Source organism: uncultured Caulobacter sp. (assembly GCF_937900395.1).
In the GTDB taxonomy this organism is placed as follows: domain Bacteria; phylum Pseudomonadota; class Alphaproteobacteria; order Caulobacterales; family Caulobacteraceae; genus Caulobacter.
On sequence record NZ_CALCDX010000025.1, the window covers coordinates 1 to 24017 of the forward strand.

Annotated in this window: 28 protein-coding genes and 1 other RNA gene; 19 read left to right on the forward strand and 10 right to left on the reverse strand. The window is 67.0% G+C overall.

All coding sequences use genetic code 11. The annotated features are described in order from the left end of the window. Positions 1-319: 319 nt before the first annotated feature. Both Q0379_RS01910 and Q0379_RS01915 read left to right on the forward strand, forming a co-directional pair. A complete protein-coding gene (locus Q0379_RS01910; protein ID WP_066680862.1) occupies positions 320-1225 on the forward strand; it encodes an SDR family NAD(P)-dependent oxidoreductase in 906 nt (301 codons plus the stop codon). Positions 1226-1448: 223 nt separating this feature from the next. Next, entirely contained in the window at positions 1449-2747 is a 1299-nt protein-coding gene (locus Q0379_RS01915) for an outer membrane protein transport protein (RefSeq protein WP_299003724.1), read from the forward strand. A 61-nt stretch (positions 2748-2808) separates the two neighbouring features. On the opposite strand, the gene Q0379_RS01920 is transcribed toward Q0379_RS01915, so the two are convergent. The 3 genes from Q0379_RS01920 to serB form a co-directional block, all read right to left on the reverse strand. Continuing rightward, positions 2809-3918: an Mrp/NBP35 family ATP-binding protein gene (locus Q0379_RS01920; protein WP_299003725.1), complete on the reverse strand. Its 1110-nt coding sequence runs from the start codon at positions 3916-3918 to the stop codon at positions 2809-2811. A gap of 80 nt (positions 3919-3998) precedes the next feature. Continuing rightward, positions 3999-4664, reverse strand: a complete 666-nt coding sequence (locus tag Q0379_RS01925) for an HAD family phosphatase (RefSeq protein ID WP_299003726.1) — start codon at positions 4662-4664, stop codon at positions 3999-4001. Beyond that, on the reverse strand, positions 4661-5569 hold the full coding sequence (serB, locus tag Q0379_RS01930; RefSeq protein ID WP_299003727.1) for a phosphoserine phosphatase SerB: 909 nt from the start codon (positions 5567-5569) through the stop codon (positions 4661-4663). The genes Q0379_RS01925 and serB overlap by 4 nt, the downstream gene beginning before the upstream one ends. Here serB and miaA point away from each other — a divergent pair. Beyond that, on the forward strand, positions 5550-6443 hold the full coding sequence (gene miaA / locus Q0379_RS01935; RefSeq protein ID WP_299003728.1) for a tRNA (adenosine(37)-N6)-dimethylallyltransferase MiaA: 894 nt from the start codon (positions 5550-5552) through the stop codon (positions 6441-6443). The two genes, serB and miaA, sit on opposite strands and share 20 nt — an antisense overlap. Here the strand turns inward: miaA and Q0379_RS01940 are convergent. Next, entirely contained in the window at positions 6430-6945 is a 516-nt protein-coding gene (locus tag Q0379_RS01940) for a hypothetical protein (protein ID WP_299003729.1), read from the reverse strand. The genes miaA and Q0379_RS01940 overlap by 14 nt on opposite strands. 120 nt (positions 6946-7065) lie before the next feature. Between Q0379_RS01940 and Q0379_RS01945 the strand changes: the two genes are divergently transcribed. Further along, positions 7066-7551: a CinA family protein gene (locus Q0379_RS01945; protein ID WP_299003730.1), complete on the forward strand. Its 486-nt coding sequence runs from the start codon at positions 7066-7068 to the stop codon at positions 7549-7551. On the opposite strand, the gene Q0379_RS01950 is transcribed toward Q0379_RS01945, so the two are convergent. Continuing rightward, positions 7548-8615: a serine hydrolase domain-containing protein gene (locus Q0379_RS01950; protein WP_299003731.1), complete on the reverse strand. Its 1068-nt coding sequence runs from the start codon at positions 8613-8615 to the stop codon at positions 7548-7550. The two genes, Q0379_RS01945 and Q0379_RS01950, sit on opposite strands and share 4 nt — an antisense overlap. Positions 8616-8789: 174 nt before the next feature. Here Q0379_RS01950 and Q0379_RS01955 point away from each other — a divergent pair, with 174 nt between their 5' ends. The 6 genes from Q0379_RS01955 to Q0379_RS01980 all read left to right on the forward strand — a co-directional run bounded on the left by Q0379_RS01955 (position 8790) and on the right by Q0379_RS01980 (position 13023). Further along, positions 8790-8837, forward strand: coding sequence for a hypothetical protein (locus Q0379_RS01955; protein WP_193852718.1), 48 nt, complete (start codon positions 8790-8792; stop codon positions 8835-8837). 101 nt (positions 8838-8938) lie between these two features. Beyond that, a complete protein-coding gene (locus Q0379_RS01960) occupies positions 8939-10744 on the forward strand; it encodes an acetolactate synthase 3 large subunit (protein ID WP_299003732.1) in 1806 nt (601 codons plus the stop codon). A 27-nt stretch (positions 10745-10771) separates the two neighbouring features. Then, positions 10772-11290, forward strand: coding sequence for a hypothetical protein (locus Q0379_RS01965; protein ID WP_299003733.1), 519 nt, complete (start codon positions 10772-10774; stop codon positions 11288-11290). Beyond that, positions 11274-11606: a hypothetical protein gene (locus tag Q0379_RS01970; RefSeq protein ID WP_299003734.1), complete on the forward strand. Its 333-nt coding sequence runs from the start codon at positions 11274-11276 to the stop codon at positions 11604-11606. The genes Q0379_RS01965 and Q0379_RS01970 overlap by 17 nt, the downstream gene beginning before the upstream one ends. Then, positions 11607-12164: an acetolactate synthase small subunit gene (ilvN, locus tag Q0379_RS01975; protein WP_299003735.1), complete on the forward strand. Its 558-nt coding sequence runs from the start codon at positions 11607-11609 to the stop codon at positions 12162-12164. It abuts the gene before it with no gap. A 13-nt stretch (positions 12165-12177) separates the two neighbouring features. Further along, positions 12178-13023: a hypothetical protein gene (locus Q0379_RS01980; RefSeq protein ID WP_299003736.1), complete on the forward strand. Its 846-nt coding sequence runs from the start codon at positions 12178-12180 to the stop codon at positions 13021-13023. On the opposite strand, the gene Q0379_RS01985 is transcribed toward Q0379_RS01980, so the two are convergent. Further along, entirely contained in the window at positions 12968-13879 is a 912-nt protein-coding gene (locus tag Q0379_RS01985; RefSeq protein WP_299003737.1) for an AraC family transcriptional regulator, read from the reverse strand. The two genes, Q0379_RS01980 and Q0379_RS01985, sit on opposite strands and share 56 nt — an antisense overlap. Before the next feature lie 187 nt (positions 13880-14066). On the opposite strand from Q0379_RS01985, the gene Q0379_RS01990 reads away from it, so the two are divergent. The 7 genes from Q0379_RS01990 to Q0379_RS02020 all read left to right on the forward strand — a co-directional run bounded on the left by Q0379_RS01990 (position 14067) and on the right by Q0379_RS02020 (position 18986). Further along, positions 14067-14234 (forward strand): hypothetical protein, encoded by a 168-nt coding sequence (locus tag Q0379_RS01990; protein WP_299003738.1) that lies wholly within the window; start codon positions 14067-14069, stop codon positions 14232-14234. Next, the gene (locus Q0379_RS01995; protein ID WP_299003739.1) at positions 14231-14512 is read left to right on the forward strand and encodes an Atu4866 domain-containing protein; all 282 of its coding nucleotides are present in this window, start codon (positions 14231-14233) and stop codon (positions 14510-14512) included. Before Q0379_RS01990 ends, Q0379_RS01995 begins: the two co-directional genes overlap by 4 nt. After that, positions 14476-14839: a transfer-messenger RNA gene (gene ssrA, locus Q0379_RS02000) on the forward strand. The genes Q0379_RS01995 and ssrA overlap by 37 nt, the downstream gene beginning before the upstream one ends. Positions 14840-15023: 184 nt before the next feature. Continuing rightward, complete coding sequence (locus Q0379_RS02005; RefSeq protein ID WP_299003741.1) at positions 15024-15509, forward strand: SspB family protein; 486 nt, start codon at positions 15024-15026, stop codon at positions 15507-15509. Further along, positions 15506-15979, forward strand: coding sequence for a PaaI family thioesterase (locus Q0379_RS02010; RefSeq protein WP_299003743.1), 474 nt, complete (start codon positions 15506-15508; stop codon positions 15977-15979). The genes Q0379_RS02005 and Q0379_RS02010 overlap by 4 nt, the downstream gene beginning before the upstream one ends. Before the next feature lie 15 nt (positions 15980-15994). Continuing rightward, entirely contained in the window at positions 15995-16765 is a 771-nt protein-coding gene (locus Q0379_RS02015) for a C13 family peptidase (protein WP_299003745.1), read from the forward strand. A gap of 76 nt (positions 16766-16841) precedes the next feature. After that, complete coding sequence (locus Q0379_RS02020) at positions 16842-18986, forward strand: serine hydrolase domain-containing protein (protein ID WP_299003747.1); 2145 nt, start codon at positions 16842-16844, stop codon at positions 18984-18986. Between the two features lie 9 nt (positions 18987-18995). Here Q0379_RS02020 and Q0379_RS02025 read toward each other — a convergent pair whose 3' ends face one another. Together Q0379_RS02025 and Q0379_RS02030 are read right to left on the reverse strand one after the other, a co-directional pair. Beyond that, positions 18996-19436 carry a RusA family crossover junction endodeoxyribonuclease gene (locus Q0379_RS02025; protein WP_299003759.1) on the reverse strand — a complete coding sequence of 147 codons (441 nt, stop codon included), beginning with the start codon at positions 19434-19436 and terminating at the stop codon, positions 18996-18998. Next, the gene (locus Q0379_RS02030) at positions 19394-19933 is read right to left on the reverse strand and encodes a DUF1697 domain-containing protein (RefSeq protein WP_299003748.1); all 540 of its coding nucleotides are present in this window, start codon (positions 19931-19933) and stop codon (positions 19394-19396) included. Before Q0379_RS02030 ends, Q0379_RS02025 begins: the two co-directional genes overlap by 43 nt. A gap of 126 nt (positions 19934-20059) precedes the next feature. Between Q0379_RS02030 and fumC the strand changes: the two genes are divergently transcribed. Then, positions 20060-21451 (forward strand): class II fumarate hydratase, encoded by a 1392-nt coding sequence (fumC, locus tag Q0379_RS02035; RefSeq protein WP_299003750.1) that lies wholly within the window; start codon positions 20060-20062, stop codon positions 21449-21451. Positions 21452-21511: 60 nt separating this feature from the next. Here the strand turns inward: fumC and Q0379_RS02040 are convergent, their stop codons facing one another. Together Q0379_RS02040 and Q0379_RS02045 are read right to left on the reverse strand one after the other, a co-directional pair. After that, complete coding sequence (locus Q0379_RS02040; protein WP_299003752.1) at positions 21512-21910, reverse strand: YccF domain-containing protein; 399 nt, start codon at positions 21908-21910, stop codon at positions 21512-21514. A gap of 120 nt (positions 21911-22030) precedes the next feature. Further along, positions 22031-23041 carry a polyprenyl synthetase family protein gene (locus tag Q0379_RS02045; RefSeq protein ID WP_299003761.1) on the reverse strand — a complete coding sequence of 337 codons (1011 nt, stop codon included), beginning with the start codon at positions 23039-23041 and terminating at the stop codon, positions 22031-22033. Between the two features lie 116 nt (positions 23042-23157). Between Q0379_RS02045 and Q0379_RS02050 the strand changes: the two genes are divergently transcribed. After that, on the forward strand, positions 23158-23901 hold the full coding sequence (locus Q0379_RS02050) for a methyltransferase (protein ID WP_299003754.1): 744 nt from the start codon (positions 23158-23160) through the stop codon (positions 23899-23901). Positions 23902-24017: the final 116 nt, after the last annotated feature.

A 24017-nucleotide genomic window follows, 5' to 3' on the forward strand; every position in this document is an offset into this window, starting at 1 on the left:
AACGGTAACAACACACAGAACTCCGGACGTCGTCCGGCGCTCCGCGTCCCTTTCCGAACCTTCGCAGCCGCGCGGCGCGAGGTCGATAAAGCGCGCCCCCTCCGTTGGTGGATGGGGAGGGGTAGGAGTGGGGTGAACACGGCGTCAGATGCAGCGCGCGGCCGCTGCCTCAGCAGTCACCCCATCCCCGGCCCTTCCCCATCAAGGGGAAGGGAGGCTTGAGGCAAGGCGGACGGATGAGACCCCCTCCCCTTGACCTCCCCTGTCCCGCGCCGCACAACACGGCCAAACCAAACACGCGTTTGAGGGAGACTTCGGCATGGCGGACATCCGCTTCGACGGCAAGGTGGCGATCGTGACGGGCGCCGGCGGCGGCCTTGGCCGACAGCACGCCCTGGAACTGGCGCGTCGCGGCGCCAAGGTGGTGGTCAACGACCTGGGCGGCAGCGTCGACGGCTCGGGCGGCTCGTCCGAGGCGGCCCAGAAGGTGGTCGAGGAGATCAAGGCGTTCGGCGGCGAGGCCATCGCCAACGGCTCGTCGGTCACCGATGACGCCGGCGTCGCCCACATGGTCAAGCAAGCGATGGACGCCTGGGGTCGGATCGACATCCTGATCGCCAACGCCGGCATCCTGCGCGACAAGACCCTGACCAAGATGGAGCTGGCCGACTTCGAGCTGGTCATGCAGGTGCACGTGTTCGGCACCTTCAAGCCGATCAAGGCGGTCTGGGACATCATGAAGGCCCAGAACTACGGCCGCATCGTCGTCACGACCTCGTCGTCGGGCATGTACGGCAACTTCGGCCAGAGCAACTACGGCGCGGCCAAGATGGCGGTGCTGGGCCTGATGAACACCCTCAAGCTCGAGGGCGCCAAGAACGACGTCAAGATCAACGCCATCAGCCCGGTCGCGGCCACCCGCATGACCGAGGGCCTGATGCCGCCGGAAGTGCTCGCCAAGCTGGCGCCGGAATATGTGACGCCCGGCGTCGTCTATCTCTGCTCGGAAGAGGCCCCGACCGGCGCGATCCTGACCGCCGGCGCCGGCGCTTTCGCCCTCTCGCGCATCTACGAGACCGAGGGCGTCTACCTGGGCGAAGGCGGTCTGTCGGCGGAAGAGGTTCGCGACAGCTGGGACAAGATCACCGACGAGGCTGGCCAGAAGGCTTACTTCAACGGCGGCGAGCAAGGTCAGAAGTTCTTCCGAAAGATGGCGGGCGGCTGACCTATCGTAAGCATTCGCGCTCAATTGTCAGGCTAGAAGCATAGTTTTGACATAACGACGATTGATCTGGGGCCTTCGCGGCCCCAGATCTTTAACGAAACTGATAAAATTCACGCCTCGATCAATTTAGGGCAACATTCTTTCCGCAGGTGCGTTAAAGCGGCGCCCAAAGGCGCCGTCGGGTGATCGACGAGCCTCGAAATTTAACAAGGTCGTCAGTCCCATGTCTTTTACGCGTAACCGCCTCGCCGCCGGCGTCGCCCTCGTGACTCTCGCCGCCGCCACCCAGGCGTCGGCCTCCGCCTTCTATCTGCAAGAACAGTCGGTGCGCGGCACCGGTCGCGCCTATTCGGGCGAAACAGCCGACAAGGGCGTCGGCAGCCTGTGGTGGAACCCCGCCTCGATCGCGGGCATCGACCGCAGCGAGGTCGCCCTGGGCGTCAACGCGATCCAGGTCAACTCCAAGGTCACCAACAACGGCTCGACCATCACGCGTCCGGTCCCGCCGACCGGCCTGACCACGCCGATCGGCGGCGCGGGCACGGCCTTCGACCCGATCAATGACGGCGTCGTCCCGAACCTGGGCGGCGCGTTCAAGATCAACGACAAGCTGTCGCTGGGCATGGCTGTCTCGGCCCCGTACAACTTCACCACCGAGTACAACGCCGACAGCTTCACCCGCTACGACGCGCTGAAGTCGCACCTGCGCACGATCAACATCGACACCGTCGTCGCCTACCGCGTCAACGACATGCTCGACCTCGGCGTCGGCTTCACGGCGCTGTACGCCGACGCCGAACTGACCAACGCCCTGCCCAACATCTCGCCGCTGCAGCCCGACGGTCATCAGTCGCTGAAGGGCGACGGCTGGGCCTATGGCTACACCGTCGGCGCTCAGTTGCATCCGTCCAAGAGCCTGACGATCGGCGCCAGCTACCGCTCCAAGATCGACCAGAAGCTGGACGGCACGGTCGCCGTTTCGGGCCTGCTGGCCCCCATCCCGGCCGCCAACAACTTCTCGGTCGACGGCCAAGCCAAGATCACCCTGCCCTGGATCGCCAATGTCGGCGCGCGCTGGGCGGTGAACGACCAGTGGACCCTGAACGCCCAGGTCAGCCGCGTCGGCTGGGGCGAGTTCGACGCCATCCGCGTCAGCTTCCCGGGCGGCGGCTCGACCAGCGTCCAGAACTACAAGGACGTCACCACCTACGCCGCGGGCGTCGACTACCAAGCCTCGCCGCGCCTGACCCTGCGCGCCGGCGTCCAGTACGACCCGACCCCGACGCCGGACGTCGGCCGCACGGCTCGCGTGCCGGACGGCGATCGCATGATGTACGCCGCAGGCGCCACCTGGGCGGCGAAGGACAACCTCAAGCTCGACGCCGCGATCAGCTACATCAGCTTCGATGACAGCGAGATCAACCGGACCGACGTGACGGCCACCAGCTCGACCGCCCGTCTGAAGGGCGACGTCACCGGCTCGGCCGTCGTCCTGTCGGCCGGCGCGCGCTACAGCTTCTAAGCGCCGCCAAAGGCTCAGTGGAAAGCCCGCCAGGAGCGATCCTGGCGGGCTTCTTCATGGCTTAGCCGACGGCTTTCCAGAGCGCCTTCGCCGCCGCGACGAACACCTGGGCCGCCTGGCCCTTGGGTTCGCCAATCACCGCGGGGACGCCTTCGTCGCCGCCGATCCGCACGCCCATCTCGATGGGCACGCGGCCCAGCAGCGGGACCTTCAGCCGCTCGGCCTCGGCCACGCCCCCGCCCTCGCCGAAGATCGGGATCGGCGCGCCGGTCGAGGGATCGGCGAAGAAGGCCATGTTCTCGATCAGGCCCAGGATCGGCGTCGCGGTCTTCTCGAACATCACCGCCGCGCGGCGGGCGTCGATCAGGGCGATCTCCTGCGGCGTGGTCACCAGCACGACGCCGTCAATGCGCAGCTTCTGGACCAGGGTCAGCTGGATGTCGCCGGTGCCGGGCGGCAAGTCGACGACCAGAACGTCCAAGGGCTCCTTCTCCGAACCCCAGGCGACGTCGTGGATCATCTGGCGGACCGCCGACGAGGCCATCGGCCCGCGCCAGATCATCGCCTTGCCCTCGTCGACGATGAAGCCGATCGACATCAGCTTGACGCCATGGGCTTCCAGCGGCTGCAGCTTCTCGTTCTCGAACAGCGGATCGCCGTCGACGCCCATCATCTTCGGCGCCGAGGGCCCGTAGACGTCGGCGTCCAACAGGCCGACGCGCAGGCCCTGCTGGGCGAAGGCGACGGCCAGGTTGGTCGAGACGGTGGACTTGCCCACCCCGCCCTTGCCCGAGGCGACGGCGATCACGTGGCGGACGTGGGCGGGCTTCTCGGCTTCGGGCGGCGGGACCATGCGGGCCTGCGGGTCCTCCGAGACCTTGGCGCCCTTGCGCACCCGGGTCGCGCCCTCGGCCGCCTGGGCGGTCAGCACCACCTGGGCGACGTCGACGCCGGGCAGAGCGGCCAGGGCCTTCTCGGCGGCTTCGCGCACCGGAGCGTAGGTCGCGGCCTGGCTGGCGGGGACCTCCAGCATGAAGCCGGCGCGGCCGTTGCGGACCACCAATCCCTGCACCAGTCCGGCGGCCGCCAGCCCTCGCCCGCTGACCGGGTCGGTGATGCGGTCCAGCGCCGCGCGGGCGTCGTCGAGGGTAGCGGGGGTTGCGCCGGTCACGTCAGTCAGGCCTCGTGTTGCGGGCCCTCATATCCGCGCCATGACCCGGTTTTACAAGAGCGCGCCGCCTCGTAAGGGCCTCAGACGGACGCCTTCAGCAGGTCCATGACGTGATGCAAGCTGTCGGCGATGTGGACGCACTTGTCGTGCATTTCCTCGTTGGGATCGAGGATGTCGGGCACCATCACCGTCATCATCCCGGCCGCGTGGGCGGCGCGGACGCCAGGGTGCGAGTCCTCCAGCGCCAGGCAATAGGTCGGATCGACCCCGATGCGCTGGGCGGCCAGTAGATAGGGGTCGGGATTGGGCTTGTGACGGGTCACGTCATGGTGGGCGACCACCGCGTTGAAACGATGCAGCAGATCAAAGCGCCCCAGATAGCGCTCGACCGCCGCCATGCCGTTCGAGGTGGCGATGCCGCGCGGCAGGCCGCGATCGTCGAGATAGTCGAGGATCTCGACCACGCCGGCCTTCAGCTTGGTCTCGGCTTCCAGCAGGTCTTCGACATCCGCCCAGACCCGCTCGAAATAGGCCTGTGCGGGGAAGGTCTCGCCATAGAGCTCCCGAAGCATCACGGCGCATTCGGGATTGGTCTTGCCGACCATCAAGGCATAGGTCTCGCCGGTGAACTGGACGCCGAAGACGCCGCCCGCCTCGATCATCGCCGCGCGGTAGACGATCTCGGTGTCCAGCAGCAGGCCGTCCATGTCGAAGACCACGGCGTCGACCCGGCGGGGAAAGCTCACGAGACGAACTCCTCGGCGCGGTAGCCCTGGAAGTACAACAAGGTCGTCAGGTCGGTGTGATCGACCTTGGCGTCGGCCTGGGCCGCGACGATCGGCTTGGCGCGGTAGGCGACGCCCAGACCCGCGGCCTCGATCATCGCCAGGTCGTTGGCGCCGTCGCCGACCGCCAGGGCGTCGGCGGGCGTCAGGCCCAGCGCCGCCGTCTCCTCGCGCAGGGCGGCCAGCTTGGCTTCCTTGCCGAGGATCGGATCCCCGACCTCGCCGGTCAGGGCGCCGTCCCGTTCGATCAGCGTATTGGCGCGATTCAGGTGGAAGCCCGCCGCTTCCGCCACCCGGCTCGTGAAGAAGGTGAAGCCGCCCGAGACCAGGGCGCAGCGCGCGCCATGCTTGGCCATGGTCGTGACCAAGGTCCGCGCGCCGGGGTTCAACTGGACCCGCTGGTCGTAACAGCTCTGCAGGGCGTCGACCGAAAGACCTTTCAGCATGCCGACCCGCTCACGCAGCGCGCCCTCGAAGGCCAGTTCGCCGCGCATGGCTCGCTCGGTGATCTCCGAGACCTGGGCCTTGACGCCCGCGAAGTCGGCCAGTTCGTCCAGACACTCGACGTTGATGATCGTCGAATCCATGTCGGCGATCAGCAGGCGCTTCTTGCGGTTCTCCGCTGGCTGGAAGGCGAAATCGACCGCCAGATCCGATAACGAGGTCCCCTCGCCCGGAAAGCCCATCACCCTGGCCTTGGCCTGGATGGAGGCTTCCGCCGGCAGCATGAAGTCGCAGGCGGTCGGGCCGAGCGCGCTATGGCTTATGGACAGCAGGCGTTCGACGCGCGAAACGGCTTCTGCGTAGGCGTCGCGGTTCGCCCCGACGATGGTGAGGACGGTCGGAATGGTGGAGAGTTCGGACATCGCGCCCCGCATCTGGCTGATCGCGGGCCCGACCGCAAGCGGCAAGTCCGCCTATGCGCTGCAATTGGCCGAGCGGATCGGCGGCGAGATCGTCAACGCCGACTCTATGCAGATCTACGCCGGCCTGCGCGTCCTGACCGCCGGCCCCTCGCCCGAGGAGATGGCCCGCGCGCCGCATTACCTGTTCGGCGTCGTGGACGCGGCGGTCGGCTGGTCGGTCGGGCGTTGGCTGGAGGCCGCGACGGCCGCGCTCTCCGAGATCGCGGCGCGAGGCAATCCTGCGATCGTGGTCGGCGGCACGGGACTCTACTTCCGCGCCCTGACCCACGGCCTGGCCGACGTGCCGCCGGTGCCCGAGACCCAGCGCGAGATTTCCGGTCTGCTCTACGCCGCGCGGGGCGAGGCGGAATTCCGCGAAATTCTCAAGCCGCTCGACCCCCAGGCCGAAGCCCGCATCGAGGTCGGCGACCGCCAGCGTTTGGTCCGAGCCCACGCGGTGGCCGTCGCGACCGGCAAATCGCTGACCGCCTGGCAGACCGACACCAAGCCGGCGCTGGAGCCAGGCGCTTGGAAGGGCCTGGTCCTCGACCCGCCCCGCGCCGAGCTCTACGCCCGCTGCGACGCGCGGCTGGCCGTCATGCTCGAGCAAGGCGCCCTGGACGAGGTGCGAGCCATGGAGGCGCGCGGGCTCGACCCTTCCCTCCCCGCGCTCAAGGCCGTCGGCTATCGCGAGTTCGCCGCCCATCTGCGCGGAGAGACCACGCTGGATCAGGCGCTGGAGGCGGCAAGACAGGAGACCCGCCGCTACGCCAAGCGCCAGCTGACTTGGTTCCGCAACCAGACGCCGGATTGGGAGCGTATTAGCGCTCGGTGATCGTAACGCCCGCCTTGAGCAGCCGAGGCTTCACGGCCAGCTGATAATCCTCATCGAACATCTGATCCTTGAGACGGTCGAGCGTGGCGATCACCCGGTCCTCGGCGGCCGTCACCGGCTTGGCGAAGACCTCGCAAGTCGTCCCGGCGGGCAGGTCGGCCTGACCATTCTCGATCGCTTGGAGCGGCGTGGTGGCGCCCTCCTCGCAGCCGAGCGTGCCGGTGATCGAATAGAAGCAGAGGTCGCGTTGTAGATAGGATTCGACGGCCCAGACGCAGGGGATCGCCGACACAGTCACGTCCTCCGGCGCCGCCGGGACCGCGCCCGGCTTGGCGACTGTCCGCAGGAAGATCTGGTAGCGCACCACCGCGTTCTCGGCGCGACCGCCCTTGGTCAGGGTCAGCGCCTTGGCCTTCTGCGCGACCGGCGCCAGCCGCTGCAGCGTGGGCGGAGCGGGCGCGGGAACAGCGGCGGCGGGCGGCGGGGCGGCTTGGACCAGCAAACGAACCTCCAGGGTTGAGCTTGGGCATGGTGACCACACCCGCTCAATCTTGGCGATAGCCTATGTTTGCGGTTCAGCCGCTTGCCCGTATGGAGAGAGCCGAAAGCCGAAGGAAATCCGATGTCCGACCTTGCCGCCCTCGCCGAACGCGTCGCCGAACGCCTGATCGCCCGAGGCGAGACCGTGGCCATCGCGGAATCCTCCGCGGGCGGTCTGATCTCGGCGGCGCTCCTGGCCGTGCCGGGGGCGTCGAAGTTCTATGTCGGCGGCGCGGTCGTCTATACCGCCCGGGCGCGCCTGACCCTAATGGATATCCCGCAAAAGGCCATGGACGGCCTGCGCTCGGCCAGCGAGCCCTATGCGGAGCTGTTGGCGCGGGTCGCCCGCAAGAACCTGAAGGCCACCTGGGGCCTCTCCGAAACCGGCGCTGCAGGCCCTGACGGCAACCGTTATGGCGACGCGCCCGGCCACTGCTGCTTCGCCGTGGTCGGCGAGGAGACCTCGGTCAGCACGACGATCGAGACCGGACACGGCGATCGCGCCAGCAACATGCAGGCCTTCGCCGCCGCCGCGCTGGAACTGCTGGCCCGGACGCTGGAAGCCTAGACGGTCCCGAACAGGCTGTAGGCGAACTCGTCCATCGCCTTCTGGCTGATGCTCGTATTGTTCAGCAGCACGACGGTCGTCCGGTCGTCGAAGCGATGGCCCAACACAGAGCGGTAGCCGGCGGTGTTGCCCGTCTCCCAAGCGAAGACGCGCGGCATGCCGTCTGCGAACAGGGTCCGCACTCGACCGCCCAGCGCGTAGTTCTGGTCCGGCCAGCCGACCGTCAGCAGCGCCTTCTTCCGCGCCGGCGGCAGAAAGCCGCCGTCGAACACCGCATGCGCCGCCTTCAGCAGGTCCGGCGCCGTGCTGACATAGCCGCCGCTAGCCGCCATGAACGGGAAGCGCAGGTTCGGCTTGCGCGTCAGCGGCTCCAGCGTCCGGTACGAAGCCGCGACATCCGGCGGGTCGATCGGCGAGGTGCGCGACAGGCCCAGCGGCCCGACGACCAGATCGGCCATCGCCGCCGCATAGGTCTTGCCGGTCACCGCCTCGATGACCGCCGTCAGCAGGATCCAGTTGGTCGGGACGTAATCGAACCTGGTTCCCGGCTCGAAGATCAGGTCGCCCGAGCACCACAGCCTCACCGCCTCGGCGGTTGTGAAGGTCTTGTTGAAGAGGTCGGGATCCGGATTGGCCTTGGTCCAAGTCGCGAAGCCGTTCGGCACGCCGCTGATGTTCGTCGCCAAATGCCGCAGCTTGACCTTGGCGCCCGTGTCCGCGCGGTAGTCGGGCAGATACGTACTGATCGGCGCGTCGAGGTCGAGCTTGCCCGCCTCCTCCAGTTTCAGCAGCGCATTCGAGGTCAACCATTTGGAGATCGAGGCGATGCCATAGGGCGTGTCGAGGGTCGCGGGCTTCCTGGCCTCAATGTCCGCGAAGCCGACGGCGCGTGAGTAGATCGGTTTGCCGGCCCTGCCGATCAGCACCACGCCCTGGAACGGCTGGAGCTTGAGGAAAGCGTCGACCGCCTTGTCGGCCGCTCCGCCAGATAACACCGAGGAGGAGGCCTTGCCGGCGACGCCAAGCGCCGCGGCTCCAACTAGAAATTCGCGCCGACCGAACACTCAAACGCTCCGCGATTGCAGGAGCGCGACCGTGGAGGGGAAAACCTGCCCCTGTCACGTGAAACTACGGTAAGGTCACACCGCCTAGAAAAGGCACATCCTTGCGACAAGGCGCGCCTTGACGGGTTAATGCGCGCATGTCATGACCCTTTCCGTAGCTTTGGAGCAAGACTCGTGCGCAAAACCATGATCGTACTTATGGAGCGGCCGTCCGCGACGTGACCTTAGAAGTCACGCCGTAGTTCGGTCGCGCGCGCAAAGGTCCTTCGGGACCTTTTTTCTTTTCCGCCTATACCCTTCCCGCTTCCCACCGGATCCGTCCCATGACCGCCCACCAGACCATCGAGAGCAAGGCTCCCGTCCAGACCAGCGACCGCGCCATGACCGGCGCCGAGATCGTGGTTCGCGGCCTCGTGGATCAGGGGGTCGAGGTGCTGTTCGGCTATCCGGGCGGCGCGGTCCTGCCGATCTACGACGCGCTGTTCCACGAGCCGCGCCTGCAGCACATCCTGGTCCGCCACGAGCAGGGCGCGACCCACGCCGCCGAAGGTTACGCCCGCAGCTCGGGCAAGCCGGGCGTCGTCCTGGTCACCTCGGGGCCCGGCGCAACCAACGCCATCACCGGCATCATGGACGCCCTGATGGACTCGATCCCGATGATCGTCATCACCGGCCAGGTCCCGACGCACCTGATCGGCACCGACGCCTTCCAGGAAGCCGATACGGTCGGCATGACCCGCTCGTGCACCAAGCACAACTACCTGGTCAAAGACGTCCGCGACCTGCCGCAGATCATCCACGAAGCCTTCAAGATCGCCACCACGGGCCGTCCAGGCCCGGTGCTGATCGACATCCCCAAGGACGTCCAGTTCGCCAAGGGCGAATACCGCGGCCCCGAGGAAATCCAGTCGACCCACGCCTACGCGCCGCGCGTCAAGGGCGACGCCGGCCGGATCGCCGAGGCGGTCAAGATGATCGCCGGCGCGCGCCGTCCGATCTTCTACACCGGCGGCGGCGTCATCAACGCCGGCCCCAAGGCCAGCAAGGCGCTGCGGGAATTCGCGGCTCTGACCGGCGCGCCGGTCACCTCGACCCTGATGGGCCTGGGCGCCTTCCCGGCGGCCGATCCCGCGTGGCTGGGCATGCTGGGCATGCACGGCACGTTCGAGGCCAACAACGCCATGCACGATTGCGACGTGATGATCTGCGTCGGCGCCCGCTTCGACGACCGTGTCACGGGGCGCCTGGACGCCTTCTCGCCGGGGTCGAAGAAGATCCACATCGACATCGACCCGTCGTCGATCAACAAAAACGTCCGCGTCGACCTGCCGATCGTCGGCGACGCCGCCTCAGTGCTCGAGGACATGATCGCCGCCTGGAAGGCCGCCAAGCTTTCGCCGAACAAGGCCGCCCTGACCGACTGGTGGGCCCAGATCGACCAGTGGCGCGCGCGCCAGTGCCTGAAGTACCGGGCGTCCGACACGGTGATCAAACCGCAGTACGCCATCGAGCGCCTGTACGAGCTGACCAAGGACAAGGACGTCTACATCACGACCGAGGTCGGCCAGCATCAGATGTGGGCCGCGCAGTTCTTCCGCTTCGAGGAGCCGAACCGGTGGATGACCTCCGGCGGCCTGGGGACCATGGGCTACGGCCTGCCCGCCGCCCTGGGCGTGCAACTGGCCCACCCCAACAGCCTGGTCGTCGACATCGCCGGCGAGGCCTCGATCCAGATGTGCATCCAGGAGCTGTCGACCGCGATCCAGTTCGACCTGCCGGTCAAGATCTTCATCCTGAACAACGAATGGATGGGCATGGTCCGCCAGTGGCAGCAGCTGCTGCACGGCGAGCGCTACAGCCACTCGTATTCGGACAGCCTGCCCGATTTCGTGAAGCTGGCCGAGGCCTATGGCGCCCACGGCATCCGCTGCGACGATCCCGCCGAGCTGGACGCCAAGATCCTGGAGATGATCAACAGCGACAAGCCGGTGATCTTCGACTGCCGCGTCGAGAAGCACGAGAACTGCCTGCCGATGATCCCGTCGGGCAAGGCGCACAACGAGATGATCATGGGCGAGGTCGAGGACATCGGTAATGTGATCGGCGAGGATGGCGCGGGGCTGGTCTAGGCGCGCGACTCTGCGATACGCTGAGCCATGGAAAAGTTCGTCAATGCACTGAAGGAGTTCGCATGGCCTTTCGGCCTGTGCGGCGGGACCTTCGCATTGATTGTACGCTTCTTACCCGAAGGTAGTATCCCCTTAAGTCTCGCACTGGCTATTGCTGCTGTATGGGCCGCAGTCACGATTACGCTGATAGTTTACATTGCAAAGGCCTCAAGCGGGCTAAGACCAAACCCTATAGAAATTGAGCAAATCATAGAATTTGGAAGCCTTTTTCTAATTAAGAAAACTGATCTTCTCGGATTTTCCATGGGCGCTCAATTATTCTATCGTGATGGAAATCACGAAAGACTTATAGGTCAAGGATCCGTCATCAATGTGCAAATGAACGGAATGCCGCAACTAAAGGTGGAGTATATTTCCGCCGTAGAGCCCGCGCTCATGTCTGAAATATCTGAGGGGAAAAGGCCAATTCGGGAAAGGCTCATAGTTAAACCAGGCGTCGTTATGCTGCCACGAATTCAGGAAACAGAAAATGAAGAACCTCAATAGCCTGAAGGTAGCGAAAATATTGGATGAATACCGGATTGTATTGAATGCCGGATCTGAAGACAATGTGACGGTCGGCATGTCGTTTGTAATTTTCAACTATGGCGATGAAATTGTGGACCCGGATGACGGTTCTCATCTCGGAAAACTTGAAATCACCAAAGGACGAGTGAAGGTAGAGTATATCCAAGAAAAATTTTGCACTGCGAAATCAGATATCGTCACCACTCATAGACACGCGACAACCGGAAGGACGTTTACAAGGACTAAGGAATTGGAAGATGTTAAAGTTGGTGACCACGCAAAGCGCGTTGCTTAGATGACCGCCAACGTCCAACCCGCCCCCGCCTCGGCCTACGACCTTAGCCCCACGGGCCAGGTCGAACAGACCGCGACCTTCGCCCTGCTCGTCGACAACGAACCCGGCGTGCTGCATCGCGTCGTCGGCCTGTTCGCGGCGCGGGGCTACAACATCGAGAGCCTCACGGTCGCCGAAACTGACCGCAACGCCCACACCAGTCGGATCACCGTCGTGACCCGCGGCACCCGCCAGGTGCTGGACCAGATCGAGGCCCAGCTGAACAAGGTCGTCAACGTGCGCCGCGTTCATGACGTGACCCGCGACCCGAACGGAGTCGAGCGCGAGCTGGCCCTGGTGAAGGTGCGCGGCTCGGGCGTCGACCGCGTCGAGGCCCTGCGGATCGCCGAGATCTTCCGCGCCAAACCCGTCGACACGACGCTGGAAAGCTTCGTGTTCGAGATTTCGGGCGCGCCGTCCAAGATCGACAAGTTCCTGGATCTGATGCGCCCCCTGGGCCTGGTGGAACTTTCGCGCACCGGCGTCCTTTCCATCGAGCGGGGCGTCGAGGGCATGTAGCGGAGATGGGCGGATGAGCGGCCTGACCGGACTGATCGCGGGGCTGGCCCTTGCACTTGGTCCGGCGGGCGCTGTCCAGCAGACGCCTCCGCCGCCCGATCCCGCCGACTGGTGGTCGCCCAAGATCGCGCGTCCGCCGTCCGAGGTCGAGCCGCTCTATGGCCGTCGCCTCGCCAAGGGCGAAAGGCCGATCCTGATCGACAGGGGCGTCGAGCCCCTCCTCTACCGCCTCTGGGGCCTACAGCCCCTACAAAGCCAGATCCTGCGCAAGGACGAACTGATCCTCGAGGTCTGGGCCAGACCGGCGGGGGACGTCCGCCAAGCTGTCGTACGCCTGACGCTGCGCGACGACGGCCGCGCCTTCGTCCAGGCGCGTGCGGGTCTCGGCTGCTGCGCGCCGGAGATCGGCCGCCGCGTCGACATCAACGCCGAACTCGACAGAACCTCCGCCGAGGCGTTGAGATCGGTTTCAGCCGACCCCGCCTGGAGCCAGCCGCGCTCGGTCATCGTCGACTACGGCGGCGGCGCGGTTTCGGCGCTCTGCGTCGATGGCGTCTCCTGGGATGTCAGCCTGCTCGTCTTCGGCCAGGCGCGTCATCTGCGGCGCGCCTGCGATGACGCGGAGGTCGGTTCGATCGCGAGAATCCTCGCGACAGCCTTGGGCCCGACGATAGGGCGGGACCCCCGCTTCGACGCGATCTTCCCCAGAGGCTCGGACTTCTCGCGACAAGCCAGCGCCTACGCCGCGCTGATCCAGTCAGGCGGTCGCCTGATCCCGAGCGAGAACAGCGGGCCCCAGGCCTCTACGCCCCCGCCGCCGCCATCTCCGGCTGTTCCCGCAGGCGCGCCACGTCCCTGAGCGGCGGCGCGCCGAACAGCCGCGCGTATTCGCGGCTGAACTGCGAGGGGCTGTCGTAGCCGACCGTGTGGCCCGCCGTGGCCGCGTCCAGACGCTGGACCAGGATCAGGCGACGCGCCTCCTGCAGGCGAATCTGCTTCTGGTACTGCAGCGGCGACAGCGAGGTCACCGCCTTGAAGTGCTGATGCAGCGCCGAGGGGCTCATCCGCGCCTCCTCGGCGACCATATCGATGCTGAACGGCTGGTCGAAGTTGCGCTTGATCCAGCCGATCGCCCGATTGATCTGGCGCAGGCGGCTGTCGCGGCGGGCGATCTGGGCCAGGCGCGGTCCCTGGGGTCCGATCAGCAGGCGGTAGAGGATCTCGCGCTCGATCAGCGGAGCCATGACGGCCACATCCTCGGGGGTCTCCAGCAGGGTCGTCATTCGGCAGACGGCGTCGAACAGCTGCGGCGTCATCGCGCCCACCGACATGCCGCCCACGAGCGGCGCGGCGGCGTCGAGACGGGCGGTCAAGCCGGCCTCCATGATCATCTCGCTGATCAGCTTGGCGTCGAGCACGATCCGGAAGCTCAGATACGGCTTTTCAGAAGACGCCTCGACGACCTGGCCGGTGACCGGGACGTCGATCGACGACAGGAAGAAGTTGCGCTCGTCATACTCGTGAATGGCGTCGCCCACCGTCACCCGCTTGCGGCCCTGCGCCAGGACGCAGAAGGACGGATCGTGAAGACCGTGGTTGGGTTCGCTGGGCTGGGACAGGCGATAGAGATTGACCCTGGGGCAACAGGTATCCACCGGCCCTTCCTCCGGCGTGAATCGTTCAATCAAGGCGGCGAGCGCCTCGCGCGTGCTCATGGCTTTTCCTTGTGCGGACGAGGCTATTTGTAAGCCTTGCACGATCCTCCGTCACGCGACGGCGTTCGGTTCCGGAGGATCGTGCAATCATGTCGGAGCATCGATCTACCGACTGGACGTCCTGGCGCCGCATAGTGGCCTCGTTCCGCTCCCCGACGCGGCCAACTCCAAAAACCTGAGCTCTGCGATGAGACGCTACACGCCCCGACGCGGCGGCGTGACGGCTCCGCGCTGGTTCGTCGCCGCCCTGCTGGGCGGGACGGCCGCGCTGACCGCCGCCACCGCCGTGCTCCCCAAACCCGCCTTGACGCCGCCCCAGAACGAAACCTTCCAGATTGGGAGCCTCGCCCAATGATGATGTCCGCCATCGTTCCCCACATCCCCGTCGCCGGCGTCTGGACCTCGCCCGACGGCCACATCTCGCTGGAGCTGCGCGCCGATGGCCGCTTCATCGAGACCCGCGACGACTTCGCCGACGTGTTCACCGGCGTCTATGTGCTGGTCGGCGAGACGCTGAAGCTGTTCGAGGACCGCGGCGCGGTCGTCCGCGGCACTTTGTCCAATGGCCGCCTTAGCCTGGGGACAGTCCAGCGCCCGGCCTTCCATACCGAGGTCGAAGCCCCTATATTGTGATTGTCCGGCTTCGGCCGAACTATGGGGATAAACGCGCACGTAATAAGCGGACTGGACCCGGGTGCGATTCCCGGCGGCTCCACCAAATCTCTCCCAAGTTATCATGGGACTGCATGGGGCCGATCAGCATCGACAGACGTGTAAAGGTGTTGCTTTCTCTCGGCTTGGCCCACCGTTTCGGGCCTTTATCTAAATGCGAACGATAACTTCGCTGAAGAGTTCGCCGTCGCCGCGTAATGCGGTGCAGGTGAATTCGACCTTTAAGTCCTAGGGGTTCAGATCCTTAGGCGGGGCCCGGAGGGAGCCTGCCAACAGAATCCCTCCACTTTCCACGACATCGCCGAGGCTCCCTCCCCTCTTTTTTGAGAGAGCACCGCAAACGGTTGCGCCGCGCTCCGGGCGCAACGACCGCGACCTTGGCGCGCGGGCTACATCGGAGAGCTTTGCGATAGGCGCTCGACACGCTAGGCTCCCGGCTTCGTTTTTCAGCCCGAAGTATCGACCTCAGCGCATGTCCCAGACCGAACAGCCCGAAGACCTCATGCAGTACGAGGCCATGGCCCAGGACGCCCTGCGCGGCGTGGTCAGGGCTGCTCTGAAGAAGGCGGCGGAGCCGGGCGGCCTGCCTGAGCCGCACCACCTGTACATCACCTTCAAGACCAAGGCCGTCGGCGTCTCGGGCCCGCAGGATCTGCTGGGCAAGTATCCGGACGAGATGACGATCGTCCTCCAGCACCAGTATTGGGACCTCGCCCCGGGTGAGAGCGTCTTCTCGGTGACGCTGAAGTTTGGCGGCCAGCCCAAGCGTCTGACGGTGCCCTACGCCGCCGTGACCCGCTTCTACGATCCGTCGGTCCAGTTCGCCCTTCAGTTCGCCCCGCCCGAGATCGTCGAAGACGACCCGGAGCCCGAGGCCGAACCGGAAGCCAAGGCTCCCGCGCCATCGGGCGACGAAGGTCCGAAGATCGTCTCCCTGGACCAGTTCCGGAAGAAATGAGCGACGTCGTCTCCGACGCTCCGCAGACCTTGAGCGACGAGGCGATCCTCGCGCGCTTCCGCGCATCCAAGAACCAGCCGAGCGGATCCCTGACCCTGGGCTTCGAGCTGCTGGCCGTGCGCCAGGCCGATCGCGAGATCGAGGTCGGCTTCAACGCGCGCGCCGATCTGCTTTGCAACCCGATGGGCCAGATCCAGGGCGGCTATGTCTGCGCCATGCTTGACGAGGCCATGTCTGTCGCGGGCATGATCACCTCGGGCATGACCCACGTCGTCCCGACCCTCGAGATGAAGACCAGTTTCCTGCGCCCGGCCATGCCCGGCGCGCTACGCGGCGTCGGTCGCGTGGTGAAGTGGGGGCGCACCGTGTGCTTCATGGAAGGCGAGCTCTACGACGCCGAGGGCCGTCTGCTGGCCAAGTCGACCGGCACGGCGCTGCCGACGCCTTTCGCCAACTTCAAGAAGAAATAGCCGAGGAGACAGGCCATGCGGGGAGCAGCGGCGGTCATCGGACTTCTGGCCCTGCTTCTCGCGCCCTTGTCCATCGCCCGGGCCGGGCCGTTCTCGAACTGGACCGCGGTCGTCGTCGCGGGCGACTACCACGCCCATTCCGGCGGCCCGACCGAAGCCTTCGATAACGCCCGGCGCGATGTCTCCAAGGCGCTGGTCGAGCTTGGCTTCGACAAGGCCGCCATCCAGCAGTTCTCGGTGCGGCCCAAGCGCTATCCCGCCGATGCGCCAGGCAGCGCGGACGCGCGAACGCTCTATGACGCCCTCCGCGTCGGCGCGCAGACCGCCAAGGCCGGCTGCCTGTTCTACCTCAGCTCACACGGCAGTCCGGACGGCGCGATTCTCGGCGAGGAGCTGCTTCGCCCGCATTTGCTGGCCGCCATCCTCGATGACGCCTGCCCCAACCGTCCCAGCGTGGTGGTGATTTCAGCCTGTTTTTCAGGCGTGTTCATTCCGCCGCTGCAGAAGAGCGATCGCCTGATCCTGACCGCCGCACGGCCGGATCGCGCCTCGTTCGGCTGCGGCGAGAGCGACGAGTACCCTTATTTCGACGCCTGCTTCCTGGCCTCCGTCCCCGACGCCCACGACTTCGCCGCCCTCGGCGCGCGCGTTCAGGCCTGCATCGCGCGCCGGGAAAAGGAGACGGGCGCCGAGCCGGCCTCCGAGCCCCAAGTCTGGATCGGCCCGGCGCTGCGCCCCCTGCTGCCGCTCTACGCCTTCGACCGATCTCCCCCCAGAACGCCTTGAGCGGTATCGGGTTTGACCCACGCGGCAAGCAGGTTACACAAACCCTAGAAGTTACTGCTTCACCCAGGGGACATCGTTGACGTCGCGCGTTTCGCCCGCGGCCGCCCTCGCGGCGGCCTTCATCGCACTATGGTCCGCTCTGGGTTCGGAGGCGCGCGCGCAAGACGCCACGCCCACGGCGCCGCCGGCCAGCGACGCGCCAGCCGCCGAGCAGGGCCCTCGCCCCTATTCCAGCCTGCGTCCGCGCCGTACCCGTCCGACTCCGCGTCCCGCTGAATCGCCCAAGCCCGCGACCGCCGCGGCGACGCCTCAGGCGCTGGCCGTCCCCGCCGCCCAGCCGGTGGCGGTCGGCGTCGCGCCCCTGCTCCGCCCGGAGCTCGAGGCCTTCGTCGACGGCGTGGTGCAGCGCGCCATGACCCGCGACCACATCGCCGGCGTGACCATCTCCGTTGTCCAGAACGGTCAGGTGGTTCTGAAGAAGGGCTATGGCTTCGCCAATCTCGGCCAGCGCCGGCCCGTCGATCCTGACAAGACCCTGTTCCGCATCGCCTCGATCTCGAAGACGTTCACCTGGATCGCCCTGATGAACGAGATCGAGTCGGGCCACATGCGCCTCGACGGGCCGGTGAACCTCTACCTGCCCGAGCCGCTGCAGCTGAAGGACCAGGGCAAGAAGACCCAGGTCCGCCTGCGAGACCTGATGACCCATACCGGCGGCTTCGAGGACCGCGCGATGGGGCAGCTGTTCGAGCGCGATCCCAACCGCATCCGCCCGCTGGCGGACTATCTGCGCCAGGAGCGCCCGCGCCGGGTTCGCGAACCCGGCCTGCTGCCCAGCTATTCGAACTACGGCGTCGCCCTGGCCGGCGCGGCCGTCGCCAACGTCACCGGCAAGCCCTTCGAGCAGCTGGTCAGCGAGGAGATCATCCTGCCCGCCGGCATGCGCCATACGACCTTCCGCGAGGCGCGGCCTTGGCGCGACAACCTGCCGGCGCCGATGTCCGAAGAGCTGGCCGCCGAGCTGTCCGACGGCTTTTCCTGGACGTCTCTGGGCTGGAAGGTGCAGCCCCGTGAGTTCATCGGCCAGGTGGCGCCGGCCGGCTCGGCCTCGAGCACCGCGGGCGACATGGCCAGGTACATGACGCTGCTGCTGAACGGCGGCGTGATCGACGGCAAGACGGTGTTCTCGCCGAAGACCGCCCAGGCCTTCCGCACGCCCATGTACCGCCCCGCGCCGGAAGCGGCCGGGTGGAACGCGGGCTTCCAAGACATCCCGCTGCCCGGCAGTCGTCGCGGCTTCGGCCACGCGGGGGCGACGCTCTTCTTCCACTCGAACATGGTCATCGCGCCGGACCTGGGCCTAGGCGTGTTCATCTCGGTCAACACCGACAGCGGCGCGAACCTGCCGGCCACCCTGCCCGCGACGATCATCGAGCACTTCTACGCCAAGCCGCCGGCGGTCCCGCCCGCCAGCGCCATGACCTACGAGCAGGCCAAGCTCTATGAGGGCGACTATCTGACCACGCGCCGGGCCTATGGCGGCCTGGAGGGCTTCATCAACCGCGTGATCGGCCGCGCCTCGGTGCGAGCGACGCCGGACGGCCGCCTCTCCATCAGCGAAGGCGGGTCGGCCGCGCTCTTCAATGCGGCCGGGCGACCCGGCGTGTTCAAGGCCGTGGACGGGCCGCTGATCATCGTGTTCGACGCCAATGGCGATCGCCCGTCGCGCTTCTACGCCGCGCGCGGTTTCGCGACCTATGAGCGGATCAGCCCGATACGGTCCGCGAACCTGCTGGTGGCGACGGTGGCCCTGGCCGGGCTCGCCAGCCTTGCGACCGTGCTTGGGACCGTTGTCCGAAACCGCCGCGAAGCGCGCCAGACCCCGGTCCAGGCCCGGGCCAGCCAGATGCAGACCGCTCAGGCTGTGCTGTGGCTGATCTCGGCCGTCTGCATGGGCGTGTTCGCGATCCGCTCGTCGGACCAGACGGCGGCCTTCTTCGGCTGGCCCAGCGGCTGGCTGCTCAGCGCCTCGGCCTGCGCCCTGGTCGCGGCCTTGATGTCGGTGCTGACCCTGGGGGCCCTGCCCATGGTGTGGCGCGGCGGTCGCCGTGTCGACAGCTGGACCGCCGGCCGCAAGGTGGCCTTCACCTTCACCGCCCTGCTGTTCGTGTTCCTCAGCGTGCTGCTGGGCCTATGGGGCTATCTGCTGCCCTGGAGCTGAGGGGCCTCCTCAGTCTTCCAGGGTGCGCCGCATCAGGTTGGTGCTCAGCTTGCGCACCTGAATGACGATCCGCTCGCGATCGCCCGGCCGCCGCTCGACCAGCAGCCGGGCGACCTGGGCGTCATCGTGGAAGGCGTAGCCCTTGATGGCGTCCAGCAGCGCCTTGGCCAGGTTGTCGAGATCCATCCACGGCGGCTCGCCGACATATTCCATGCCGATCTCGACGCTGAACTCGCCCCACGCCGGCCGCGAGCCGCGCCAGGACTTGCGGAAGAACTCGTAGATCAGCGGCTTGTAGTACTTGCCCTGGGTCGTCAGGCCGTCGACCACCAGGGTCAGCTCGCCCCCCGCCTCGCGGGCCCGCACCTTGCCGTGGTGGGTCCAGTCGGGCCCGTCGAAGGCTTGGCTCACGCGGCCACCATGGCGGCCAGTTTCAGAACCGTGTTCCAGTTGCGCATGGTGCCGAGCGGCGCGCGCTTGGTCTTCTTCCAATCGCGGTCCAGCGTGGACTCGGCCACGCCGTCCTTGAAGTCGATGTAGAGCGCGCGCTCCTCAGCGTGGATTTGCTCGGGACCGGTGATCGCCGCGCGCAGAACGTCCATCGTATCCTGATCGATTGGCGACTTCAGGAAGCAGACAAGCAGATGGTTCGGCCTCGCCATCGCCTGCTCGAGAAAAGGGTTGGCGTCGATGACGCGTCGAAGCTCGGCGGGCGCGCGGACCATGAAGTCGGTGCGCAGTCCCATTCGCGCCTCCAGCCCCTTCTCCAGAGTATCTTCTAGGGCCGCGCCTCCTTCGTGTCGGCCCCAGAGCACCAGGTTGCCACTCGCCAGAAGAGTCTTCGCCTCGTCGAAGCCCATGTCGCGCGCCAGGCCCAGAAGGTCATCCTTCAGAACCTTGCGCCCTCTGACATTGACGGCGCGCAGCAGGGCGATGTGGGGACTCATGGCGCCTCTCCCGATGAGCGAATGTGCGAGCCGTAGGCGGGCCTTACGCTTATCGCAACCGCGAACATTGCCCTCCCGGCGCTCAAGGTCTAGACCGCGCTCGACCGTTTTTCCGGAGACCGCCGCATGACCGCCACGCGCACCGAGACCGACACCTTCGGCCCCATCGAAGTCGCCGCCGACCGCTACTGGGGCGCGCAAGCCCAGCGCAGCCTGGGCAACTTCAAGATCGGCTGGGAGAAGCAACCCCTGCCGGTCGTCCGGGCCCTGGGCATCGTCAAGCGCGCCGCCGCCGAGACCAATACCAAGCTCGGCAAGCTGGACCCGAAGCTGGCCGAGGCCATCATCCAGGCCGCCAACGAAGTCATCGAAGGCAAGCTGAACGATCACTTCCCGCTGGTCGTCTGGCAAACCGGCTCGGGCACCCAGTCGAACATGAACGCCAATGAGGTGATCTCGAACCGCGCGATCGAGATCCTGGGCGGCGAGATGGGCAGCAAGAAGCCCGTCCACCCGAACGACCACGTCAACATGAGCCAGTCGTCGAACGATACGTATCCGACGGCCATGCACGTGGCCTGCGCCGAGCAGATCGTCCGCGACCTGCTGCCGGCCCTGAAGCACCTGCACACGGCGCTAAAGGCCAAGTCGGACGCCTGGGCGGACATCATCAAGATCGGCCGCACCCATACCCAGGACGCCACCCCGCTGACGCTGGGCCAGGAGTTCGGCGGCTACGCCCAGCAGGTCGAGAACGGCATCGAGCGCATTGAGCAGACCCTGCCCAAGCTGATGCAGCTGGCCCAGGGCGGCACCGCCGTCGGCACCGGCCTGAACGCCCCGATCGGCTTCGCCGAAGGCGTGGCCGAGGCCATCGCCGCGATCACCGGCCTGCCCTTCACGACCGCCCCGAACAAGTTCGAGGCCCTGGCCGCTCACGACGCCATGGTCTTCAGCCATGGCGCGATCAACACGGTCGCCGCCAGCCTGTTCAAGATCGCCAACGACATCCGCTTCCTGGGCTCGGGTCCGCGCGCCGGCCTCGGCGAACTGTCGCTGCCGGAGAACGAGCCCGGCTCGTCGATCATGCCGGGCAAGGTCAACCCGACGCAATGCGAGGCTCTGACCCAGGTCTGCGTTCAGGTGTTCGGCAACCACGCCGCCCTCACCTTCGCCGGCAGCCAGGGCCACTTCGAGCTGAACGTCTTCAACCCGGTGATGGCCTACAACTTCCTGCAGTCGGTCCGCCTGCTGGCCGACGCCGCGATCAGCTTCACCGACAACTGCGTGGTCGGCATCGAGCCGCGTATCGACAACATCAAGAAGGGCGTCGAGAACTCGCTGATGCTGGTCACGGCGCTGAATGGCCGCCTGGGCTATGACATCTGCGCCAAGATCGCCAAGACCGCGCACAAGAACGGCACGACCCTGCGCGAGGAGGCCGTCGGCGGCGGCTATCTGACGAACGAGGAGTTCGACCAGTACGTCCGTCCGGAAAAGATGGTCTCGCCGGGCTGAGGCTCGAAAGTCCGAGAACGATCGAGGGGTCGCCGCGAGGCGGCCCCTTTTTCGTTCGGCCTAGCGCCTGACGACCTCGAGGCCGACCGGCGCCAGGGCGATGCGGGCGAACTGCAGGTCCTTGATGGCGAACGGGATGCCGATGATCGTGATCGCCTCGGCGCACGCGACGATGACGTGGCCCAGGGCCAGCCACCAGCCGGCCAGCACGAACCAGATCACGTTCAGGCCGCAGCCCAACGGTCCCGTGCCGAGGTCCTGGCGGCCGGTCAGGATCTCGCGGCTGACGATCTCCTTGCCGAACGGCCAGAAGGCGAAGCCGGCGATGCGCCAGGCCGCGCCCGCATAGGGCAGCCCGACGATGGTGATGGCCAGTAACAGACCGGCCAGCAGCCAGCCCAGGCCCATGACGAAACCGCCGAAGAAGAACCAGAGAACGTTCAGAAGAAAGCGGATCAAGGTGTGGTCCCCGTCAGGCCAAGCCGGCCTCCAACCGCTTAGGTGGTCTTGTTCCGCTCGCCTGTGAAGATCGCCCTAGCCGGATTACGCCGAATTCACCGCGCGGGCTGACCGCCAGGACTAGGCCGTCCGGCTGACCGCGAAGTCCGCCAGGCTTTCCAGCGCCTCGCGCCAATCGTTGGCCGGGAAGATCGCCAGCGCCGCCTTGGCCTTGTCGGCGTACTCGGTCGCCAGGTCCAGAGTCGCGTCCAGCGCGCCGGTGCCGATGATCAGTTCGCGGGCGCGGCGGAAGTCGGCCTCGGTCTGCTCGCGGCGACCGACGGCGCGCTCCCAGAACTCGGCCTCGCGCGGTCCCGAACGGGCGATCGCCAGCAGCAGCGGCAGGGTCGCCTTGCCTTCGCGGAAGTCGTCGCCGGCGTTCTTGCCCAGGGTCTCGGTCGCGCCGCCGTAGTCGAGCGCGTCGTCGACCAGCTGGAACGCCAGGCCAAGGTTCAGGCCATAGGCCTTCAGCGCATCGGTCCGGGCCGGATCGACGCCCGCCGAGACCGCGCCGGCCTCCGAGGCCGCGGCGAACAGCTCGGCGGTCTTGGCCTGGATGATCTCGAGATACAGCGCCTGCGACAGGTTCAGGTCGTGGCTGCGCATCAGCTGCATGACCTCGCCCTCGGCGATGACGCGGCTGGCGCGGGCCAGGATCTCCAGCGCCTTCATCGAGTTGGTCTCGACCATCAGCTCGAAGGCGCGGGCGAATAGGAAGTCGCCGACCAGCACGCTCTGGGCGCCGCCCCAGATCAGGTGCGCGGCGACCTTGCCACGGCGCAGGGCGCTGCCGTCGACGACGTCGTCATGCAGCAGGGTGGCGGTGTGGATGAACTCGACGGCGGCGGCCAGCTTCAGGCAGTGGTCGTTGTCCGACCCCGCCAGACGCGCGGCGGCGACGGTCAGCAGCGGGCGCAGCCGCTTGCCGCCGGCGGCGATCAGGTGTTCGGCCAGGGCCGGAATGATCGGCACGTCGCTCTGCATGCGCTCGGTGATCAGGCGGTTGACGCCGGCCATATCGGTCTCGGCGAGGCGCACGAGACGATCCACCGAGCCCGACGTCCGGGGGAGGGTCGCTGCGGCTGCGTCCAAAACCATGATCTCCTTAGCGGCGTCCCTCTCTTCGCTATCCGGAGGGATCTACCGTTGCGAGGGACAATGGTGGCGGGATAGGTCAGGGTCAAGGCGAGCACAAGGCCCCAAAAGCATTGGACGATCTGCAGGTGACGGAGGATCGGGTTCTGGGAGGCCGCGTGCGGCTGCGCCAGAAGGCCGACGGCTACAGGGCCGGCATGGATGCGGCGCTGCTGGCGGCCGCTTGCGACGCCCTGCCCGGCCAGCGCGTGCTGGAGCCTGGCTGTGGCGTCGGCGGCGCCCTGCTGGCCGCCGCGACCCGTCGCCCGGAGGTCCTGTTCCAGGGCGTCGAGCGCGACCCGGCCCACGCCGCCCTGGCGACCGAAAACGCCGACCTCAACGGGCTGTCGGCGCGAGTCGCCATCCTGACGGGCGATGTCGATTCGGGCTTCCGGGCCCTGGGCCTGCCGGTCTTCGACGCGGTGATGGCCAACCCGCCGTTCTTCGACGACCCCGCGACCCTGCGCGCCCCCCACCCCGCCAAGAGCGGCGCCTGGATGGCCGACGGCGGCCTGAAGGCCTGGACGACCTTCTGCCTGAAGGCGGGGCGCGAGGGCGGGACCATCACCATCATCCACCGCGCCGACCGCCTGGCCGACATCCTGGCCCTGCTGGCGCCCAAGGCCGGCTCGTTCCGCATCCGCCCGATCGCCCCGTTCGCCGACGTCCCGGCCAAGCGGGTGATCGTGCGGGCCATCAAGACCGGCAAGGCGCCGCTCGTCTTGCTGCCGCCGCTGGTGCTGCACGACCGCGACGGCGGCAAGCACGCGGCGGAGGCCGAAGCGATCCTGCGGGGCGAGGCGGCGCTGGGGTGGTGAGGGATCATAGGGTCACCTGACACGGCGTATCGGCTTCACGCGGCTTGCCGCTGAAGGCTCATGGGGAGGCGACGGAGCGGCCGGGCGAACCCGGAGACCGTATGGTTTGATTTGCG

What these genes read in the sequence shown, in the direction of transcription:
- Q0379_RS01910 (WP_066680862.1), top strand. Translation starts at nt 320, where the DNA reads ATGGCGGACATCCGCTTCGACGGCAAGGTGGCGATCGTGACGGGCGCC.
- Q0379_RS01915 (WP_299003724.1), top strand. Translation starts at nt 1,449, where the DNA reads ATGTCTTTTACGCGTAACCGCCTCGCCGCCGGCGTCGCCCTCGTGACT.
- miaA (WP_299003728.1), top strand. Translation starts at nt 5,550, where the DNA reads ATGGTGGAGAGTTCGGACATCGCGCCCCGCATCTGGCTGATCGCGGGC.
- serB (WP_299003727.1), bottom strand. Translation starts at nt 5,569, where the DNA reads ATGTCCGAACTCTCCACCATTCCGACCGTCCTCACCATCGTCGGGGCG.
- Q0379_RS01945 (WP_299003730.1), top strand. Translation starts at nt 7,066, where the DNA reads ATGTCCGACCTTGCCGCCCTCGCCGAACGCGTCGCCGAACGCCTGATC.
- Q0379_RS01960 (WP_299003732.1), top strand. Translation starts at nt 8,939, where the DNA reads ATGACCGCCCACCAGACCATCGAGAGCAAGGCTCCCGTCCAGACCAGC.
- Q0379_RS01965 (WP_299003733.1), top strand. Translation starts at nt 10,772, where the DNA reads ATGGAAAAGTTCGTCAATGCACTGAAGGAGTTCGCATGGCCTTTCGGC.
- Q0379_RS01970 (WP_299003734.1), top strand. Translation starts at nt 11,274, where the DNA reads ATGAAGAACCTCAATAGCCTGAAGGTAGCGAAAATATTGGATGAATAC.
- ilvN (WP_299003735.1), top strand. Translation starts at nt 11,607, where the DNA reads ATGACCGCCAACGTCCAACCCGCCCCCGCCTCGGCCTACGACCTTAGC.
- Q0379_RS01980 (WP_299003736.1), top strand. Translation starts at nt 12,178, where the DNA reads ATGAGCGGCCTGACCGGACTGATCGCGGGGCTGGCCCTTGCACTTGGT.
- Q0379_RS01985 (WP_299003737.1), bottom strand. Translation starts at nt 13,879, where the DNA reads ATGAGCACGCGCGAGGCGCTCGCCGCCTTGATTGAACGATTCACGCCG.
- Q0379_RS01990 (WP_299003738.1), top strand. Translation starts at nt 14,067, where the DNA reads ATGAGACGCTACACGCCCCGACGCGGCGGCGTGACGGCTCCGCGCTGG.
- Q0379_RS01995 (WP_299003739.1), top strand. Translation starts at nt 14,231, where the DNA reads ATGATGATGTCCGCCATCGTTCCCCACATCCCCGTCGCCGGCGTCTGG.
- Q0379_RS02005 (WP_299003741.1), top strand. Translation starts at nt 15,024, where the DNA reads ATGTCCCAGACCGAACAGCCCGAAGACCTCATGCAGTACGAGGCCATG.
- Q0379_RS02010 (WP_299003743.1), top strand. Translation starts at nt 15,506, where the DNA reads ATGAGCGACGTCGTCTCCGACGCTCCGCAGACCTTGAGCGACGAGGCG.
- Q0379_RS02015 (WP_299003745.1), top strand. Translation starts at nt 15,995, where the DNA reads ATGCGGGGAGCAGCGGCGGTCATCGGACTTCTGGCCCTGCTTCTCGCG.
- Q0379_RS02030 (WP_299003748.1), bottom strand. Translation starts at nt 19,933, where the DNA reads ATGAGTCCCCACATCGCCCTGCTGCGCGCCGTCAATGTCAGAGGGCGC.
- fumC (WP_299003750.1), top strand. Translation starts at nt 20,060, where the DNA reads ATGACCGCCACGCGCACCGAGACCGACACCTTCGGCCCCATCGAAGTC.